The following is a 21,740-nucleotide window of genomic DNA, read 5'->3' on the forward strand; positions in this document are numbered from 1 at the left end:
AACATCGTGACCGAGCTTGGTAAACTCTCTCGCCCAGTAATGCGCGCCAGAGCAGGCTTCCATGCCAATAATACACGGTGGTAATTTAGCTATTTCAGCTAATAGGTTGTTTCGTTTAACAATTTTGCGAAATTTGCACTTGTCATGCTCATCAATAGCGTGAATACTAAACACTAACTTGGCTAAATCGATGCCAACAGCTTTAATTACAGACATATGGACTCCTCATATTTGAAGCTTATAATCACCTTCACTATGGCACATTGGTAAAAATGTGCTGAGTGGGGAGTCCATATCATTCGTTAGGTGTTTCGAGAGTCCGTATGTCTTTTCTGAGTAAATTATTCCGCTGGGAACTAGGGAGGCAAAAATCAGGTTACGATAAAATGCTACTTTGTGGAGCTGTATGGCCTATAAAGTTTGATACTTATCTGCTCAAGTTCCCTGAAGGGAGTGCAATAGCTCCGCATACTGATAAAGTTGTATCAGGTAAACATTATAGGTTAAATATCGTAATAAAAAATGCAGATGAAGGCGGTGAGTTTATTTGTTCTAATCCAATTTACGAAACAAAACGGATTAAGCTATTTCGTCCAGATGTAAGCGAACATCAAGTTTCAAAAATTGTAAAAGGCAATAGGTATTTACTTAGCATAGGCTGGGTAAAAAACACCTAACACATATGAGCCTTAACTCTGTCAATAGGCACTAATGTTCTTTTTGGCCGTTTTTATACAGTGACGGCCAACTCTAAATCAATAAACAAATTCGTTTATTTCGTCTGTCGATGTGGCTGTTAAGCAAGTTGCTTACGGCAAACACATATAGAGGCTCTTTTATTGCGATCTCATCGCTGCCTACTTTTTTCCATTTCCTTATGGGCTCGCAGGGGCACTAGACATTCATGATGATAATGATAAACTTGACACCCACTTTTATTTGCTGGTTTTTCATTCACTGTCTATCTTTTATTTATCTGGTCAAAAGGTAGGCAGCTAACATGGCAACGGCACGCAAAAGACAGGTAAGTTTGGTTGATACAAAATACTATCACTGTATATCACGGTGTGTTCGCCGTGCTTTTTTGTGTGGTGATGATACGGTAACAGGCAAAAGTTTTGAGCACCGCAGGCAATGGGTAGAAGATAAGCTGCTAGCGCTAGCCAAAGTATTTTGTATTGATGTGTGTGCTTATGCGGTGATGAGCAATCATACGCATATTGTGTTGTATGTAGATGATAAAAAAGCCAAGCGGTTGAATGATAAAGCCATACTTATTCGCTGGCACAAATTATTCAAAGGCACGCTGCTTACACAAAAATATCTACAAGGCGATAAGCTAGATAAGGCACAACAATTCTTTTTAAATCGAACCATTGCCGATTATCGAAAACGACTGGCGGATATTAGCTGGTTTATGCGCGTACTCAATGAAGATGTCGCCAGAAAAGCCAATAAAGAAGATAACTGCACAGGTCGGTTTTGGGAGGGGCGTTTTAAATCGCAAGCACTTCTAGATGAAGCCGCACTGGCAGCCTGTATGGCGTATGTTGATTTAAACCCCATCAGAGCGAAGATGGCAAAAACACCAGAAGACTCTGAGCACACCAGCGTTCAAAAGCGAATTAAATCAGCCAAAGACGCTAAACAACCCAATCAACTTGCCCGCTTTGCAGGCAGTCCCAGAAAACACATGCCCAAAGGACTACCCTTCGAGTTAAAGTCTTATTTAGAGCTAGTTGAACTCACAGGCCGCTGTATGAGAAAAGATAAACGCGGGCATATAGAGCAGCGCACACTTCCACTCTTAGAGCGACTAAACATAGCACCTGAAAACTGGTTAAAACTCACCACACAATTTACCAAAGTGTTCAAAGGGGCGGTAGGGCGACCCAATAAGCTTGATGGCTACTACACACATTTAGAAGTAAAACGGCGAACCAGCATCAGCCAATGTGAAAAGTTATTCGCTTAAATTACTCTATAACCGAAAACACCAATCATGCTGATAAAGTAGGCAAAACCGCGATTAATTTTTTGTAATTACCATTCAAATCCTCGGATAAAACTAAAAATAGCAGTGAAAAAGTGCTTTTGGCATAAAACAATATCAAAGGAGCTGGCTTTGAATGTCCATTGTCTGATTATTTAATAATGGCTGTCTAGTTTATTGGTTAGTTTATTGGTTTAGTTTATTGGTTCATTGTTGATGGTCAGCCTTGCTCCATGATAAGTCAAATGAGTTCTCTTATTACTTTAGGTAAATTAGTCGCTCTGAATACTAATTTGGCTACTCTGATTTTTCATATGACGAAGGTTCAGATGCAATAATAATCAGTCGGTAGGGAATTTCTGCTTCTGGTGTAAAACTCGCATTACACGAATAATTGAACTGTCAACCCAGTAGGAAACGATCATTGAAATTTCGGGGATAATTAGTAATCGTCCTTGAATACCATCACGTTGAACACCTATCAGTGGTTGCTCAAGTAAATTTTCTACTTTAGCTTCGATGATTTCGTCAGTTCTGTCTGCCGCGTCAGGGTTGAAATCATAAAGAAACTCAAAGATCTTCTCACGATCATTGAGCGATTCTTCTTCCCATAGAATCATTGCTGATGTCTGCTACGAATCTTAGCTTTTCGTTCAGCCATTTGTGCTTTTGCTGAGCCATGATCAACAAATGAAGCCTTTCCTGAATCAAACTTTTCAAATGCTAGGTTTACTTGTTCAGTTAACCAAGTATCGTGAAATAATGTTTTTCGTTGTTGCTCAGCCATTTGCTCAGTAAGCTCACGACAAGCATCACTAAGTGTGCGTCCTTGGCTTTCAGCCATTTGCTGAGCTAAGCGTTTAATTTCGTCATCAACACGAAATTGAATTCTAGTGTCCATGAGTCACTCCTAAATTGATGTACATACAAATGTTAGCACTAGTGTTAGGCAAGGGCAACTAACAAGCATTAAGAGTTGCTCCTTACGCTTGCCTGTTTTGCTTTGTTCACAGATACAGATATAGCTAAACCATTTTAATATGCGACTACAAAATAAACATGACATATATGGACGCTTAGCCTTTGTAAAACAATACTAACCAATCGAGGTGACTTTTTAGTCGCCTTGTGCCTTTCTTATATGATTTGAGCGGCTTCACTACGGGAGTTTTCTTGTTTAAATAAACTATCGAGTAAATGGGTTTTTCGCTCAAAGCCAGTGAGTTCATTGTAGACTTCAGAAATCATCAACAGCATAGCAGGTTGTAATGAATGAGTAAGCAGTTCTTGTAACTCTTGTTTAAACTTGCAGTAAGACTTAGAGATATCAATGCCAAATTCAAGTAACAGGCTTCGTGTTTGGTTGATGCAAGCAGTTCGAGCAGATAAAACGCGCTCACGCATGCGATGTAGAACAAGTACAGCTTGTTGTTGCTCAGTTTTCACAGGCACAAATGCTGGTTGTTCAATTTCTCGTGTACGTAAAATTAGTGATGGCGGAAAAGATAAATGGTTTAAATTTAGTACTGGTAAAGGCTTTGATTGGGCTGATATTTCAGACAATTCAAATAGTGCAAAGCAATTTGTATCTTATACAACCACGCTTGATAATAACTTTGAAAGTGACGCCGTATTGACACTAAAATGCCGTTCTACCTGGAAAAGTGGTTCCATTGCAGTCGGGCAAATCGAAATTAATAACTAATTCCTAACAACTAAAATAAGTCCCTAATTATAAGGCTTAGTATTATGGCTAAGCCTTTCCTTAAACCTGCCTAAGCAAATTAATTTAGATATTCGTTAGATTCAAATGCGAATCCCTGTGAGTGTAAGCATAGAGGGCGTTCAAAATTCTGTGCCAGCTTAGGGCGGCCCAATAAGCTTGATGGTTACTACGTACATTTAGAAGTAAAACGACGAACCAGCATCAGTCAATGCGAAAAGCTGCTCGCTTAAACTACACTATAACCCAAAGAACTTGAACGCAATCATGCTGACAAAGTAGGCACAGTTGTGCTTAAGATTTTGTAATTAGCACCCAGCCTACGGCAAACACAAAAAATGTAGTGAAGAAATAAAGTGCCTAGAGAAGCTGGTCGATTCAATTTTTTTAAAAATTTAAAAAATTATTAAAGATTTCTGACAATTAGAGGAAGAGGTTATATAGAGACATAAAAATAACAAAGGTAAAACAGCATGAGTGCAGTAATCTCAGGTGAAGGACTAGGTCTATTTAACAGTTCACTATCTCAATTAGGCAGTAAAGGAAGTAGTTCAGGGGCAGCGCTTGGTCAAGCATCTGAAAATATTTTTGTAAATGCAGCAACAGGGAACTTGGTTTTACAAAACCAAGATGAACAGTTAAAAGGTCTGGGTTTGGGATTAGGTGTTATTCGTACTTATAATAGTCTGGGGCACTTTGATGGTGATAATAATGATCAATGGCGTTTGGGCTTTTTAAAACAAATTGAATTAGAAGGTCAAAAAAACAAAGCAGGCAGTGTTGTAACTCGAACTACCGCTGATGGATATGAGCAACTTTTTACTTTTGATACTAGTCGTGGATTATATGTTAGTCGTCAAGGTGCCGGAGCCGATGATACGCTCACATTCAATGCCAATGGTAGCGCCATTGTAAAACCTGATGGTGCAACAGTATCAGAGCATTATAATAGTGCAGGGCGTTTAACCTCATTAATAGATAATAATGGCCATAAAACAAGCATTCAGTACTCTGGGTCACGTGCGACAAGTATTGTTACTACAACTTCCAATGGGACGGAAAAAGCCAATTTAGTTTATAACGCTCAAGGGTTGTTAGAACAGTTGAGCTTTGCACAAGGTGAAAGCAAGCCAAATACCCATATTTATTACATATACGATACTAATAGTCGTTTATCTTCGGTCAAGGTCGATCTTACACCGGACGACAATAGCGTTTCAGATGGCAAGGTATATGAAACAAAATATACCTACTTTGGTACAAGTAATCGTGTAGAAGCAATTAGACAATCTGATGGCACTTCTTTAACAGTAACCTACGAAAAGTATGGTAATGACTACCGAGTTAAAACTCTAAAAGATGGTGAAGGCAACCTTACAGAATATAAATACTTAAGTGAATCTCATACGCGAGTAAGTATTGCCAACAACCATATTGACTATTTCTTTGATCAGAAAAAACGCTTAGTAAGCACCAAACGTGTTGGTGGTAATCAAGTAATACAACAAAACTACAGCTATGATAATTTGGGTCGTTTAAATTCAGTTACTGATGGAATGGGCCATATAACTGACTATGAATACGATAATAATGGAAATATTACCAAACAAACTAATGCTAATGGTATTTCTGTTAATCGCAAATATAACAATGCTAATCAATTGATTGAAGAGCAAGTGGGTGATGAAACCACTCACTATATATATGATGCTAAACAGCGATTACGTTTTATTGTAAACGCACAAAATGCGGTTGTTGAGTACGGTTATAACAATTTAGGCCAGCGCAGTCGTCAACATGTTTACACAACAGCACATTATACTAGCAGTGATATGTCTTTGGCTGCTTTGGAGCAGTTTGTTGCAAATGTAGAGCGCAGCGAGCAGCAAAAAAGTACCTACAGCTATGATTTTAGAGGTCAATTAAATTTAGTAACAAGATACACCACGACTGATGAAGGCATAGTTAGTGAGGTTAGTTCAACACGGTATGTATATGACGCGCAAGGACTGTTGCTTCAAGAAACAACGGCACGCGGTGAGAAAACAGCAACTAAAGGTGACTATACAACCACCTATAGCTATGATGGGTTAGGCCGAGTTTTAGTAAAAACAGACGCAAATAAAGCACAGACGACCTTTACTTATGATGATGCAAACCAAAAAATAGCCACACACTATGCCAATGGTCTTTGGGAAACAAATATCTTCGATAAGACAGGAGCGCTTACCTCTTCAGCTAAAGGCGTGTCAATTGATGATACCCAATTAGGTCAAACACGGTTTTATAGAGATGCTCAAGGTAGGCTGGTTGCTAAACAGGATGAGCAAGGTGCAAGAAGTTATGTTTTCTATGATACAGCAGGCCAAAGAGCTGCGACGGTCAGTAGTACAGGTTCAATTACTGAATATGAATACGATTCTGCAGGTCGCTTGAGCGCTACGATTGGTTATGCACAACAAGTTAGTACCTCAAATTGGATAAACAGCAGTGAAAAATTAACTAAAACATTCGCACAGCTTAAGTCTGATATAGCTACGCGCAAAGATAATACTGAAAACCGTATCACCCGTACATTATACACCTCGACAGGCCAAAAAGAGTTTGAAATTGACGGGGAAGGTTTCGTCACTCAATATGTTTATAATGAGAATGGTAAATTAGCTGAACAAAAGCAGTACAAAGCGCCTCTTGGTAGCAAAGTTTTTCATACATTTAATAGTCCAGTTGTGAGTACGGATTGGCAAGTTTATGACTCTACCCCTGCAGGGGCAACAATGAGCGCTGAATTTGATGAGCAGTATGGCGGTCAGGTTATGGTACTAAAAGGCAGTGCTAAGTCTAATGGCTATCGCTTAAGAGATAAAACCACCACAAACTGGCAATCAGATAATCGCACCATTTCTTGGGACATGAAGTACGCTGAGGCATATACGGTATTCATTAGCGTAAATACAACCGCGGGCCATCGGTATATTACATACTACGCGGGTGATAAAGCCCCGCACTTAAGTGGTCAATATGCTTCGCATTATTTATCAACTACAACTACAAACGGGCAATGGCAAAGTATTACTCGTGATCTTCAAGCTGATTTGGCAGCCGTTGAACCTAATGTAACTATTACTAATATTAATGCTTTTCTTGTGCGCGGCTCAGGTAAAATCGCCGAAGTAAGGTTATCTGGCCTTAATGACGAACTTACATCAGCAGCAGCACAAAGTACAAAATTAGCATATAACACAGCTGGACAGCTGGAGTACAAAACTGACGGTGAAGGTTATGTAACACGCTACTATTATGACCAAGCGGGTAATGAAATTGCCACACGCCGTTATTTTCACAAAGGCACACCAGGCAATATTAGTGAGTCAAACAAAGATTTAGTGACTCATACTTTTTATGATGGTCAAAGTCGCGTAAAAGCAAACCTAGCTGCTGATGGTGCATTAACAACCTTTAACTATAATGCCGATGGCTTGAAAACAAGCCAATCAAGATATCACCAACAAGTATTAAATCATACCGTTGGAGCGCCACTTGTATTGCCCGGTAGTGAAAAAACAACCACACATTGGCGCTATACAGCGACGGGGCAGGTAGAAACTAAAACCCATGCCGATGGTTCGTTAACCAAGTATCGTTATGATGAAATGCAAAACTTAGTTCATCAACAAACTTTTGATTCGATACAAGCGGCTAATGCACAGTTGATATATTCAAGTGATGACTTTAATAATGGTGTTGCTAATGCATTTACTATTTCTAATGGTTCATCTACTTCAATAGAGGTAGTCGATAATCAAGTTCGCTTTCAGCGTTTAAATTCCGAGAAAAGTGAATGGCCTAGTTTAATTTCTAAGCAGTCTTTTCAATTGAAGGATAATGTGTCGTCAACAATTGAGGTTACAACAAGTGATAATCTCAGTGGAATGTATTTTTATGGTGGCTTAGATAACTCGGGGTCTTGGTCTAGCAAAACGTTAGACCGTCATGCAGTGTATTTTGACGGGAATGCAATATATTCAGATGTGGTCAGAAATGGTCTAGCCAGTGGCAGAGAAAAGTTAATGTCACTGACTACGAACACCACGTATGTTATTAACTGGACAACCAATGATGACTTTACCACGCTAACCGTTCACCCTAAGGGAAAGCCACACGAATCTGCATCCGTTAAGGTTTCTTCACAAGATTGGAGCAATGCAGCTCGATTGCGTTTTTACAATAACCCAAGACCGAATGCCAATGGCAATGAAGTATATATTGATAATCTAAAAATACATTCTGTCAATGAAGTAAGTAGTACCCGCTATCAGTATGATTTACTAGGACGCCAAATTTCTTCGTTAGATGGTAATCAATTACTCGGCCAAAACTTAAATACTCCCGTAAACACCGAGCATTGGGATATATACGATCCAACGCCAAGTGGTGCAACAATGACAGCCGTATACGATCAACAATATAACGGTGAAGTGATTGAATTAAAAGGGGCAGGCAGTAGTAATGGGTATCGATTACAAAACCTGAATAAAACCCCTTGGGATGCGCTAGAAAAAACCATTAGCTGGGATATGAAGTATTCAGAAAGTTTTACGGTTTATATCAGCGTAGATACCAATAAAGGTCATCGTTATATTACATATAAACCAGGCTCTCACGGTTCCTCACTTGGAGGTGAATATGCCCATATAGCCTTGCCTTTGAGTACATCAACGGGCAGTTGGCATACCGTAACGCGAGACTTATTAGCTGATTTGCAATCTGTTGAGCCAGACAATAACATTAAAAATGTTAATGCGATGCTGGTCCGAGGGTCGGGTCGAATTGGGCAGGTGTCTTTGAGTGATTTAACTCAGACTCAATTAGCAAATAGAGGGCTTGAAGTGGGTGCTCATTCCATTGACAGTTTTGATGCTTTATTTGCTTCAAAGGGTGACCACACCCAATATGATGTGCTGGGTAATATTCAGTCTCACACAAACAAAGAGGGCGCTAAAACTCTTTATTACTATGATGCAAAAGGTAACGAACGTTTTCAAATTGATGCTATGGGTCAGGTTACAGAGTATCGCTATAATAGTTTTAATGAACGCACTCTTGTAAAACGGTATCACACTCAACTGAGTGAGTCACAAATATCGCAAGCAGGTTTAGTTGGCGGATTACATACTAATAAAGTAATCGGAGGACAAACTGCAAGCGCCTATATACAGGCATTAGTAGTCAATGGTGGCGCTTATGAAGAGCAGTTAAGTTTTGACCAACGAGGTATGCTAGAGCGCCATACAGATGCACAAGACTACGAAAAAACATTCACCTACAATGCATTTTCGCAGCTTGTTAGAGAGTCACAAACAACACATTTAAGTTCCATTGATAAGCTTAAAGGTACAAGTGGACTTAAAACCATACACACAAACTTTGGTTACGATGCGAGAGGTTTGTTAGAGAGCACCACCAAAGTAGCTGATGGTATTACACAAACGATTGTGAAGGATTATGACGCGTTTGGACGGGTTATAAAAACTACAGATTCAAATAATCACGTTAAACATACCACATATGAACTAGATACTAGCCAAGATGGTATTGGACGAGTTATTAGTGCCTCCCAAGTGGTCGATGGCACACAAAGAGAAATAGTAACTCGTTACGATATGCTTGGCCGCATGCTATCTGTCAAGAATGGGTTAGGTCAGGTTACGCGCTATGAATACGATGATAACGCTAACAGTGTCAAAGTGTTCCAACCCAACAACAGCTTTGTTCTTACTACACGCAATGCACTGGGTAAAACCGCATCATTGACTTATTTTAACCGCAGCGGTGAAACTGTTAGCGAAACACAATATAAGTATGATCATAGTGGTAACTTGACTGAGTCGATTGTAAATGGGCAAACACAATCTCTAAAAGAATATGATAAAGAAAATCGTGTAAGGCAGGTTGTTGATGCGAATGGTCAACAAGTTGAAACGCAATATGATGCGACAGGTCGAGTAAAAGCTACAATTGTTGACCCAGATGGATTACAACTACGCACTGAGTTTAGCTATACACGACACGGTGGGCAAGTAATCAAAACCGAACAATTGAATACGGTGGCAACAGGTAGCAACATTACCTCAGGTACGATACAAACTACCACAACAGAACTCGATAGTGCTGGGCGTGTGTTGTCAGTGATAGCGCGACAAGGAAACAAAATACAAAGCCAAATGGCATATCAGTATGATTCAGCGGGTAACACACTTAAGGCAATTAAGGGAAGCGGTGCTAAAGCTGTTACAACGCAATATGTATATGATGAGCTCGGTCGTTTACGCCAAGAGCAAACAGGTAGTAGTAAAACGAACTATGAATATGATGCAAATGATAATTTAATCACTAAAGCTCAATACCTAGGCTCGAGTATTATCAACAGCCACAATGACTCAACTGGCATACAAAATCAAAAAGTAACCTATTATGTGTACAATGAAGCGAATCAAGTTACTCACGAATTTGTCAGTACACATGCTCAGGCTACCGTGCAACAAGGTATTGAACAAGAACCCCCTATTAACATCGGACCAATTCGCCCAACGCCACCTGATGTGGTAGCAGTCGCATCGGGTGATATCAACTCAGTCACATCTTCGACTGCCAACGTCACCAATAAAGTGAGCATATACGGCAGTGTTAAACATTACTCGTATAATACAAATGGGCAGTTAATCGGCCAAGCTCAAGCAGTCAACAGCCTTAAACTAATTAATAATCAAACGAGCTCTAGCGAGCGTTCTTTGGCTGACTTTTTAACTAGTCAGAAAAGTACGATAATAGCGCGTATTACCTCCCATGATGGGGAGTATGTGACACAACACACAGCTTATGATGAAAATGGTCAAAAGGCTTTACACATTGATGCGCAAGGTGGCGTAACTCAATGGCGTTACGATAGTCAAGGACGTGTACAAGAGTTGCTGAAATGGGGGCAAAGAGTGTCGCCGCTGGCACAAAACCAGCGTCAAAAGCTCACCACTGGAATTTTAAGTGCTGCAGAGTTAGTTAAAACAGGCCCAACCTCAGCTGATAGTAAAGTTAAAACTATTTATGGCTCTAATGGTCAGGCACGCTTTACGTTAACCTTGATTGAGGATGATAAAGCGAGCATTAAAGAAAGTATTTATGATGCTGCGGGTCAACTCATTAAGACGTTAGCATACGTAAATACAGTGAGTTATAGCCAAGTTATTGATGAAGCAACTGCAGCAGGTAAACGAGTAATATCTGCTAATGATAGAGTTACAAATCTGTACTACGATAATGCAGGGCGTTTGCGTTTTAATATTGACGCACAAGGGTATGTCACAGAGCATCGCTACAATGAAGTAAACAATGTAATAAGTACCATCAAGTATCAAGCTTCAATTAATGATGAATCAACACTGCAAGCCGAATTTGCTCAAAATAAATTAAAGTACAGTGAACTCGCCACTCATTACAGTGAGAGTGTGATTACAGGTGCTCGTATCTCAAGCACTGAATATGATGCACTGGGACGCGTTACATGGCAACGTCACAGTGACGGGACAACTGAATCTTATAGTTATAATGATAATGGACTTAAATCGAGCTACACCAATCAAAATGGTGTGACGTGGCTATATGACTATGACAATGGTGGTCGTTTGGCATATGAAAGAGGGCCGTCGCAAACCATATATAACTGGAGTAGTGGGAACCTAAGTGATTTAGAAAATGTAAATGTGACCAAACATTTTTTGTACGATGGTTTGGGCAATGTTACATCGATAACGGAAGGCGGACAAAAAAATAATCGCTGGATAAGCGGTGTACAAAAAGCAACGACTTATTTCTCATATGATAATGCGGGTCGCCAAATTTCAATGCGCCAAAATGCAACTAAAAATGCGCCTGCAACCGAATCCACCACGCAATATGATGCGCTTGGTCGAGCCGTAAGCTCAACCAAAGGTGGGATCACTGCACTTAAAGTTTACGATAATGCAGGTAATGTTCGATTTGAAATTAATGGTGAAGGCAATATCACTGAGCGACGTTACAATGCCTTAGGTCAAGAAGTTACATTGATTAAATATGCTGATGAACTTACATGGAGGCCCAATCGTTCGTTAGAGTTATCAGACATTGTGGATAACAATGGCAATATAAAAACAGGTAATGTGCCAAATCTTAATGTCTCAGCAAGTAAAGACCGTCGTATTGAAACCACCTATGATGCGTCAGGGCGTAAAGTTCAAGTTAATATCGGTGAGCAAAGTACACGTTTTACCTATAATGCATTTGGGCAAGAGATAAAGAAAGAACAGTTAGTATCTGGAAGCTTTAATACGTCAGGGCACAAGGCATTAATAAGTTATCAATATTACAATGAGTTGGGTCAAAAAGTTGCAACTGTTGACTCGGCTAAGTACTTAACCAAGCTGAGTTATAATGCTTTTGGTCAAGTACAGGCGCGTACGGAATACGCAATTGCAGCGACGGGAGCTTTTAACGAGCATACCATGCCTGTTGGTACAGATGGTAATGACACGTATGGCCGTAATCGAACAATTGAATATCACTACGACTCAATGGGCCGAGTAATTTATCAGGTGCAATCTAATGTGCATATTGATGAATTTACTTCTGGTATGAACTTGCAAGCGCGCAGTCATAAAATCTCGGCGTTTAAATACGATAAGCTTGGAAATACAGTACAGTCTCAGGTTCGTTCTGAAAATACAGCAGATATAACCAACTTAAGCGCACAAACTTCTGATATTCAAGCTTGGGAATATGATGCAGTTGGTCGCCTAATCCACACTGCAAGCGCTGCGGTTGCAACGACTACACTGGATTTATCTAAGCCACTCTCTGGCGCAATAAGCACTAGAACAGGTAGGCACATTACGTCAATGGGCTATGATGTGTTTGGCAATCTCGTTAGATTAAAAGAGCATGCAAATAGAGGCACACTAAATACTTCTACAGCTAATATAACTGCACCGCCAAGTAGCTCACATGATAAATTGACGCGCCATGAATACAATACACGTGGACAGCTCATTGCTGAATATGATGCTTTAGGTAACAAAACTACCCATAATTATAATGCGCTTGGGCAGTTAGAACAAACACGTCAAAGCTATAACGAATGGAATCATGAAAACGAGTCGTATTCATTCACCTATAAGCTTTATCATTTTGATTCTTACGGCAAATATAGAGGCTCAACTAATGAACAAAGAGGTTTGCCTCATGGAGTGTCATTTAACGAGAGCACAGGTAAACTTAGTGGCAGAATATTTGACTTTAATCCTTATGATGAAGGAGTGGGGCATTCGACCGCAACGATCACATTACGTGCAAACTATCTATCGTCAGACAATGCAAAAATTCAAACGCGTTCATTTGATAGCAAAAATGGCAGCAAGACGTTAACAGCATTTTCTCAGTGGCGGGCTCCTCACAGTGGTAGTGATGATGAAAAAGTGCGCTTTACTAAGTACTACTACGATAGAAATGGTCAAACTAAGCGTAAAACGATAGGTCAAAATGCAGGGGCTGGTGATATATCTATAAACTCATGGCAAACCTATTACAATGCGTTTGGCGAGGTGAAAAAAGACGAAGAGGGTGTTTATGTTTATAACCAAAATGGTCAGCTTTGGAAAACGACAAAAGGCGATGGTGTACTTAAAACCCATGGCTATGATAAAGCAGGGCGTTTAACGAGCACAGTTCATGCATTAAATGGCCTAACTGAAATTACCCGCGATGGTTCAGGTAACGCAATATTAATTAAACAGCCTAAGTTTACTCAAAAAGGCGTTACTCATAAGCCGCAATTAGAACAGCAGTATGATCGCTGGGGTAACATAATTGAGCTCAAAGATGCGAGAGGGTTTGTAACGCAAGCTCAATACAATCATGATAATAAAGTCATTAAAGAGGTATTACCTTTAACTGCAGTTACTGATGAGAGTGGACAAACAACCAGTACCACTCCAATTAATCTTTACCGCTATGATAGTAAAGGTAATTTAGTACAAAAAATTGATGGCAACGATAATAGCCAAACCTTTAAATTTGATGCTCGTGGGAACCAAATCCAATCCCAAGATGGCGAGAATAATCAAACACTATACAAGTATGATATTTTTGGCCGAAAAGTACTCACAAAAGATGCTGAAAATAAGACGACAACTACAAGCTACGATAAGGTAGACCGAGTTAAAGAAACTGGCCAGTTTGGTGTAATAAATAATAAAGCAGGGCAATATCGTGCTAATAACGTCTATGAATATGATGAGTTGGGTAACAGAACTCATGAATATGATGCCGTAGGGGGTGTAAAGTCTTATAAGTTTGACGTTTACGGTAACGTAGTTTATTCACGAGATGAAATGGCTCGTGAAAAGCGATATGTGTACAACAGTGATGGCACTCAGCGTCATGAAACCTATTCAAACCTGCACAGTAACTCAACGCCAAATAAGCACAAAAATACTCGCTATTATGATGATTACGGAAACCTTCAATCGGGTAATGATCTTGGTGGTAAAGGGTTTACATACACTTATGGTAAAGGTTGGGGTGAAAATAACAGTATTAATACACTTACAAATGTAGGTGGTGATACCACAAAAATAGATATTGGGCGCTTGATTCGTAAACAAAATGATTACGGACAAGACTTGCGATATACCTACTATGAAAATGGCTGGCTTAAGAGTATTAGTGACGAAGCAACAGATGCTTACGTTTATTTTGAATATGATAAGTCTGGGCGTAGAACACTTGAACTTCGTCAATCTTGGGATGATTTACAACGAGTGATCCGCCATGAAACAACGACGCAATATGACAGCCACGGTAGAATTGCGCTAACTCAGACCCAAGAATACAATAATACGCGTACTTCTGGAGAGCCTGCATGGCAAGAAGGTAAAGTATTATCTAGGGTTACCTATCGTTATGACGCTGTGGGTAACAGGCGTAGTATGAAGGTAGAAAATGGTATCGTTGGTGATTTATCTGTTGACCCATCATACAAATTTTATGGCTCATTAAGTGTTGCAGAAAATACTAAGCTCACCGAACAAACGGGTGATATAGCGCTGTTCTTTCAAGCGTTACAGATACCAAACCTAGAGTTTAGCGCTACATTTCTGAAACAAGACCCCACAAACCCAAGCAAATGGACTGAAATAACCAAACCTGAGGGCATATCATTTAGCCGCAATGGGCGTTTAACCGGTACTCCTTCATACGAATCTGCAGGTATCTATCGTATTGATGTTGTTGCAACAGACAAAACTAAATCACCTGTTCGTACATATGCAGGTGAAATACAATTAAATATTGCTAACGTTGATGCGCCAATAGAAATTAAGCCAATACCGACTAAGTCTGTTAAAGAAGGCATGCAAGTTGCTATTGGTTTAAGCGAATATTTTGTTGCTGACTCAACCGCCCGCAAATTGCAATATACGGTGACAGGCTTGCCATCTGGTTTGAGTTACAATAGCTCAACTGGGTTGATCAGTGGAAAATTAAGCTATAGCACTGCAAATACATATAATGTCCGCGTTCAAGTTTCAGATAAAAGTAACAGCAATATTCGTCGTGAGCAGAGTTTTAACTTACGTGTTGCAAACATGTCGGTTGTTACTGTTGCAGAAGAGCAAAGAAAAGAGATTAGTTTAGGCACTAGTAGCCCAGGAAATCAGCTCCGTATCAGAAAAATTAGTGGCCCGAGCTTTACACAAATAAACAACGCTAACACATTGATTATTACTCCAAGTGCAACTGATGGTCGCAGTGGTGTCTATATAGTGAGGTATGCGAAGTTTATTTATGAGCCTGAGCTGAGAAAAGAATTTAAGGCTGGTGAGTTTGAATATCATATTTTAGTGCCAGATACCAAAGTGGCAAACCAACCTTTGACGGCGAAAAATGGTTCATTGAGTTTTAAAGAAGGCCAGTCGCTTTCAAGCAGCAATGGCAACTTGAAGCGCTTCTTTACTAACCCAGATAATGATGCGCTTAGTTATACGGCTACTTTCTATCAGCAAAAGCTAGTCGATATTTCTAAAGGTAGGTCTGAGCCTGATCTAGTACGTCGTTGGGTGGTGGTGAATCCACCACAAGGTGTGACATTCAATCGCTCTGGATACTTACAAGGTAAAATAGGCAACTCTGCGTCAGGAACGTATCGCGTAGATGTAACTGCAACAGAAACGAACCGTTCAAATCCGAATCGGGCCACGGCGCAGATAACAGTAGCCATCCAAAACGTTAAGCCCCCCATTACTGCAGCGAATATACCGAACAAGAGTACGGTTGAAGGACAAAGTTTATCTTACAACGTGTCTGGTTACTTTGTTACAGATGTGAGTAGTCGAAAGCTAACTTACAGTGCAGCAGGATTGCCAAGTAGTGTATCTATCAATTCAAGTACAGGCGTAATTAGTAGCGCTGGTGCATTAAAAGACGGCACGGGGGGTAATCACCGAATTACGGTTACGGCCAGTGATAAAAGTAATAGCAGTATAAAGGTACAGTCGGTATTTACTTTGAGTGTTGAAAACGTTAATTACATCACCCTCAATGAAGGCCAAACTCACCGGATTAATATTTCGTCATTTGGCGGAACCCATAGTTTGATCCGTAAGCAGTTATCTGGTGCCCCTTCTTGGGCTACAGTTTCAAGTGATAAAAAATTCTTAACGCTTAACCCTGGCGCTACTGCAGGACGCAGTAGTGCTTATACATTCACATTAACAGTGAGTGAGTTTGACCCTGAGCTAAAACGTAATTTTACATATGGTACAAGAAAATATACCGTTCTTGTTAGAGATACACAAACTCCAAATCGAGCACCAACAGGCAGTATTGACAATAAATCAGCATCTGAAGGTAGCTATTTTTCTCATAATGTAACCAGTAAATTTAAAGACCCCGATGGGGATACGCTCACTTATACCGCTAAGTTTTACAAGCGTGTATTTAGACCAGGCCCCATTGATCCAAGAGATAGGTTTGAACGCTTTGATGTTGCCCCATCAATTGATGATATTTCAAACGGTGGCACATGGACATATCAATTAGTATCTAAGCCTGCAGGGTTAAACTTTAGTACAACAGGGGTACTAAGTGGAACGCCTAGCTATTCTACTAGTGGTACCTATAAAGTTACGGTTACTGCGACGGAACAAAAGTCGACTAAGCTGTCTGCGTCCAGAGAGTTTTCGTTGACAATAGCAAACGTTATTCCTAATAAAGCGCCTACAGTGACAGTCAGTGCTTCTGGTAGTGTTAAAAAAGGCAGCAGTACTACTGTAACTGCGACGGGCAAGGATACGGATGGTTCAATTAGGCAGTATGAGTGGCAAAAGTCATCTGGATTAAGTTTAAGCGGAAGTGGCAATCGAGTCACGGTTAAAGGCCTTACAATAGGTGGTCAGTGGGTAAAAGTACGCGTAAAAGATGATGATGGCGCGTGGAGTAGTTGGGTAACTAAAAGTGTGAGTGTAACAAGTGCAACAGCGAGTAACCGACGCCCTGTTGCGAATAGAAATTTACATAGTTTTACGTTTGAAGATCGATATTTTAGTTACAATATACCTAGCAATGCATTTACCGACCCCGATGGTGATACGTTAACCTATTCAGCGAGTGGTTTACCTTCAGGGGTAAGATTGAGTGGGTCAAAAATTTCCGGCTCTATAAATCGACCTGGTCAGTTTACCGTGACTATTACGGCACGCGATCCTAAGGGACTCACAGCGTCAACAAAGTTGTATATTGAAGTTGAACCCGGTGGCGGCTTTAATCCAAGAGAACGTGAGCCATTCATGGTTAATGAACCTATGATGGCTGCTCGCTCATTATCTTTTGCACCGCAAAATGAAAAGCTAACAGAAGCCACACCGATATTAGCGAAAGCCGAAGTATCGCCGCAAGCCCCACAATTGCACCAAGCCGGTATCGCGTCATCAAATACATCAAGTGGCACTAGCTCATCGGATTCTAGCGAAGATGAATATTGGTTTACTTACGACGGTAATAACCGAGTTGTTCATGACGGTGGTTTGTTAATAAACGGTACAATTACCACCCATGATCAAGGTCAATATATAGATTATAACAAGGTTGGACAGCAAACCTTATTGATAACGGCTAACAATAAAAGTGCACAGCAATTTGTTTACAACAGCTGGGGCCAAGTTGCATTTGTGGATAGCTTTTTAAACAAAAGTGATATTGATTTATATGGTGCTCGTGCAACGCTTGCGAATACACCAAACCATAATAACTGGAGAGCTAGCAGTAAGTTTGAGTATGACGCAATGGGCCGTGTGACGGATAAACGTGAGTACTTTGGAGCAAATTCAACGGTATCAATTTATACAAAAGGCCTCGGTGGTGATCCCGGCTTTAATACGAAAATAAATTATGGTGGAGCGATTAAGCATCATACCCAAACGCGTTATAATGCCGCGGGAGAGGTCACATGGACACAAGAAAAAGCATTAAAATTAGATATAACAAATACACTTAAGCAACACGTTCCTGAGTTTGGCTTTTCTGGATCTAGTGTTATTTATGTCTCAGAACCTTGGACCGAATCAAGTCTAAAAGAACAATCTACAACGCAAAGCTATGTTTATGATGGTGCAGGCATGGTGAAGTCCTATGCTTATTATCAAAAGAGTAATTTACCGTCAGGTGTAAGCCAACTTATTCATCGCTTTACAAAGGAGTATGAGGCCAGAGATACATATTTAGAGAAGGTTACAACTGGTCGCGGGGATAGTTCGCATAAAGACAGTCAAAACTTACAAGATGCACAGACTCGTTCAAATTATGATGTAAATGGTAACCGCACACGTATCGAAGAACATATCACCGATGAAGGTTTTAAGGGTGATAAAGAGGTAAACTCAAGATACATGCGTTATGACGCTGAAGGGAAAATCATCTCTAAAGTAACTGGTAAACAATCTAGACTCTTAACCACGGCAGACCTGAATACCGACCGATCTTATTACAACCCTTACACTGGACAGAGAATAGATTGGCAGACTACCGTTGCAAAAAATGTCGGCTTTAAAGAAGACACCAGTTACTTGGGCCGAGAAACGGGTAGTTACTATTTATATAGTAGCGGTCATTATTTGGGAGAAATAAACAAAACTGGAACAAACTCTATTAAAGAGCAGCATTTCAGTGCACCTGATAGCAAAAACACAACGGTTATGGCTCGCCATCAAGTTCAATCGGGAGATACCTTAAAAGGGATAGCGAAGCTTTACTACGGTAATGAAAACCTTTGGTACATTATAGCCGATATAAATGGCCTAGGAGCGGGGTCTGATTTATCTCAGGGCGTGATACTCGATATTCCAGCAAGAGCAAATGCTTTTAATACACACGATAACTTTAAACCGATTAATTTGGGTGAAGTCATTGGTAACACAGACCCGTCAATGCCTTATGTGCCACCGCCACCAGAAGCAGGATGCAATGCCGTAGCATCTATTGTAATGATAGCGGTTGCTGTGGTGGCGACCATAGCAACGGCAGGAGCTGCGGCTGTTGCTATGGGTGCTGCATCCAGTTCTATGGGCATAATGGCAGCAGGAACAGCAGCCCTCGGTGGCAGTTTAGGCGCCGCCGGAGTTGCCGCGGCTGCCATTGGGGGGTTTGCAGGCAGTGTGGCAAGTCAGCTTACTGGAAAAGCAATGGGTGTAGTTGATAGCTTCTCGTTGCGAAACGCACTTACTTCAGCAGGCACCGCAGCGGTCACCGCTGGCGTAGGCAGTGCTATGGGAGTTGGCGCTAAGTCGGCAGGTACGTTTACAGAAATTGCCACAAAAGGCGCTAAAGCTAGTTTAAATGTATACGGCCGGGCAGTGATGGGAGCAACAGCATCAATTAGTTCGGTTGCTGCGAATAAGTTGGTTGGCAATGATGCTAGCTTTAGATGGGGTAATGTTGCTGCATCAGCGTTAGTATCTGGAATAGGTGTCAATGCAGGACAAGCTGGACAAGGGTCTCTTAATCCTGTTAATGGCATCTTAAACTCGGCAGTGCGTTATGGCGCTGATAAATTGTTCGGCAACAGCAATAGCTGGAATTTTGGTAACGTTGCAACGGATGCCTTTGGCAATGCGATTGGTAACTCTATAGTTGCCGGAATGCAGAGCAAGCAAACCCAAGCAAATACCAACAAAGCAAAAGACACGATTGCTGAAGCTGTAGAAAATGGTGCAACACCACAGGAAGCAGTACAGCAAGTAGCTCAGCAAATAGCCTCTGAAAATGGTGGAACTATTTCGGGTGGTAGAGCTAACTATACTGATGAGTATACAGGGACAGGTACAACACTGACGAACAGCAAAGGAGAAACGGCAGAGTTCTTTACTGACAATGCCACTACGGTTCAATCTGGTTATAACCTGATTGAGTCTATGTCAGATTTCCTAGGCACTTCACCGGGTGCAGGCAAGATGCTTGGTATGACAACTAACCAAATCATCGGTCAGACACAAAGACACCATGATGTTCAAATGAACTCTATCCAACACTTAGATATGGCCAAGTACAAGCTTGGTGGTGCAAATGGTGTGTTTGATAGACCTGCAATGGTTGGTATTCCGGGCGTGACTCCGGGGCCGTGGGCACCTGAATTTTTACAAGGAGCAAAAGGGGCTGGTGCAGGGCTTTTGAATACCATATCTCAGCCTTCAGGATTTGGCCCTTGGAGAGAAGGGTACATTTTCCCTAAAGAAAGTAAGCTGTTAAGCAATGTATCTTCAGTTGCTGATTGGACTAGTGCGATCGCACAATCAAGCCATATAGCTAATGAATTTGCAGCCCGTGGTAAAATAATTAACATGCTTAATTCTAGCAAAGGAATTCCTGTTAACTCGCTACGTATTGATTACTTAAAAAATGTATCAACACCATTGAGTATGACTGCGAATACATATGCTCCTATTACTAGCGCAAAATCTTTTGAAGTACTGGCCAAACTAAATGGAACGCCTGTTTATTCTGGCTTAAATGCTGTTTCGAAATATGCCCCCGGAGTATATGCGGCATCTCAACTGGGATCAGAGGTGTATTACGCTGTGGAAAATGATGTAAGTTTAGATATTGCATCTAGAAATGTTGGTTCTAGAGCTTTAGGTACGGCGGTTGAACTTGGAGGTGGTTTAGCTTCGTTCAAAGCTGGAGCGGCGGCTGGAGCACCTATCGGTGCTGGTATAGGAGCCTTCTTTGGTGGAGTTGGTGCTGCACCGGGAGCTTTAATTGGAAGTGCAGTAGGTGGTATTGCGGGCACTTTAACATATACGTTCAGTGGCTTAGGTACGACGATAAACAACACTGTAACCGAAACGACAAGAGATATTATTGGGTGGTTTAATGAGTAATTTTGCGTTTGCAGTACAAGACTCTGTAGATGAAGTTCGAAAGGGCGTTAGTGTACGTGATCGAGAAATTTGGTTTAGCTTCTTAAACCCAATGAGTAGTAGTTGCCTTTTAGTACGTTGTGAACATGTAAAATTCTTTAAAAAGTGTGTTCTGGTTAGTTTGCTTCCGTCGTTGGTCTTAGCAGCTATAGGGGCGTTTTACTCTTTAAAAAATGGTGCAAGTAGAGAGATTGAATTATTTATATCATTGCCAGTTTTACTTTCGTACATGGTTATTCTCTTTGCCTACATTAGAACAGAGAGAAAGTCAGAGAGATTAAATCTTGATTACAAGCCATTTGTAAAAATAGCAAAAGGTTTAGCCGTCAGAATGGAGACTAAAGATCTAATAAAATCACTAGCTGTGATGGGAGGCTTTGCACTAGCTCTTTTTATTGGTTCGTTAGTTATTTATGAAAGGGGCTTTTATCTTGTTGCTCTCATTATTTTTACTCTGGTTGGTTTCAGTTTAAGTCCTGTTTTACTGGTATTAACCGCTTTGATTAAAAGGCAGAAAACAAAGTAA

General features: G+C 40.6%; 7 protein-coding genes and 1 pseudogene. 4 read left to right on the forward strand and 4 right to left on the reverse strand.

Annotated elements, in window-relative coordinates:
* A pseudogene (locus tag OCI93_RS13660) lies at positions 1-216 on the reverse strand (IS110 family transposase); the annotation flags it as partial.
* A gap of 107 nt (positions 217-323) precedes the next feature.
* On the opposite strand from OCI93_RS13660, the gene OCI93_RS13665 reads away from it, so the two are divergent.
* Both OCI93_RS13665 and OCI93_RS13670 read left to right on the forward strand, forming a co-directional pair.
* On the forward strand, positions 324-677 hold the full coding sequence (locus tag OCI93_RS13665) for a 2OG-Fe(II) oxygenase (RefSeq protein ID WP_261626618.1): 354 nt from the start codon (positions 324-326) through the stop codon (positions 675-677).
* A gap of 323 nt (positions 678-1,000) precedes the next feature.
* Positions 1,001-1,975, forward strand: a complete 975-nt coding sequence (locus tag OCI93_RS13670; protein WP_261626619.1) for a transposase — start codon at positions 1,001-1,003, stop codon at positions 1,973-1,975.
* A gap of 359 nt (positions 1,976-2,334) precedes the next feature.
* Here OCI93_RS13670 and OCI93_RS13675 read toward each other — a convergent pair whose 3' ends face one another.
* The 3 genes from OCI93_RS13675 to OCI93_RS13685 form a co-directional block, all read right to left on the reverse strand.
* The gene (locus OCI93_RS13675) at positions 2,335-2,613 is read right to left on the reverse strand and encodes a type II toxin-antitoxin system RelE/ParE family toxin (RefSeq protein WP_261591404.1); all 279 of its coding nucleotides are present in this window, start codon (positions 2,611-2,613) and stop codon (positions 2,335-2,337) included.
* Positions 2,610-2,894 carry a type II toxin-antitoxin system RelB/DinJ family antitoxin gene (locus OCI93_RS13680; protein WP_261591405.1) on the reverse strand — a complete coding sequence of 95 codons (285 nt, stop codon included), beginning with the start codon at positions 2,892-2,894 and terminating at the stop codon, positions 2,610-2,612. The genes OCI93_RS13675 and OCI93_RS13680 overlap by 4 nt, the downstream gene beginning before the upstream one ends.
* A 236-nt stretch (positions 2,895-3,130) precedes the next feature.
* A complete protein-coding gene (locus tag OCI93_RS13685) occupies positions 3,131-3,556 on the reverse strand; it encodes a hypothetical protein (RefSeq protein ID WP_261626620.1) in 426 nt (141 codons plus the stop codon).
* A gap of 633 nt (positions 3,557-4,189) precedes the next feature.
* On the opposite strand from OCI93_RS13685, the gene OCI93_RS13690 reads away from it, so the two are divergent.
* Positions 4,190-21,175 (forward strand): putative Ig domain-containing protein, encoded by a 16,986-nt coding sequence (locus tag OCI93_RS13690; protein ID WP_261626621.1) that lies wholly within the window; start codon positions 4,190-4,192, stop codon positions 21,173-21,175.
* Positions 21,168-21,740 carry a hypothetical protein gene (locus OCI93_RS13695; RefSeq protein ID WP_261626622.1) on the forward strand — a complete coding sequence of 191 codons (573 nt, stop codon included), beginning with the start codon at positions 21,168-21,170 and terminating at the stop codon, positions 21,738-21,740. The genes OCI93_RS13690 and OCI93_RS13695 overlap by 8 nt, the downstream gene beginning before the upstream one ends.

This window comes from Pseudoalteromonas holothuriae, assembly GCF_945859825.1.
Classification (GTDB): Bacteria; Pseudomonadota; Gammaproteobacteria; order Enterobacterales; family Alteromonadaceae; genus Pseudoalteromonas; species Pseudoalteromonas holothuriae.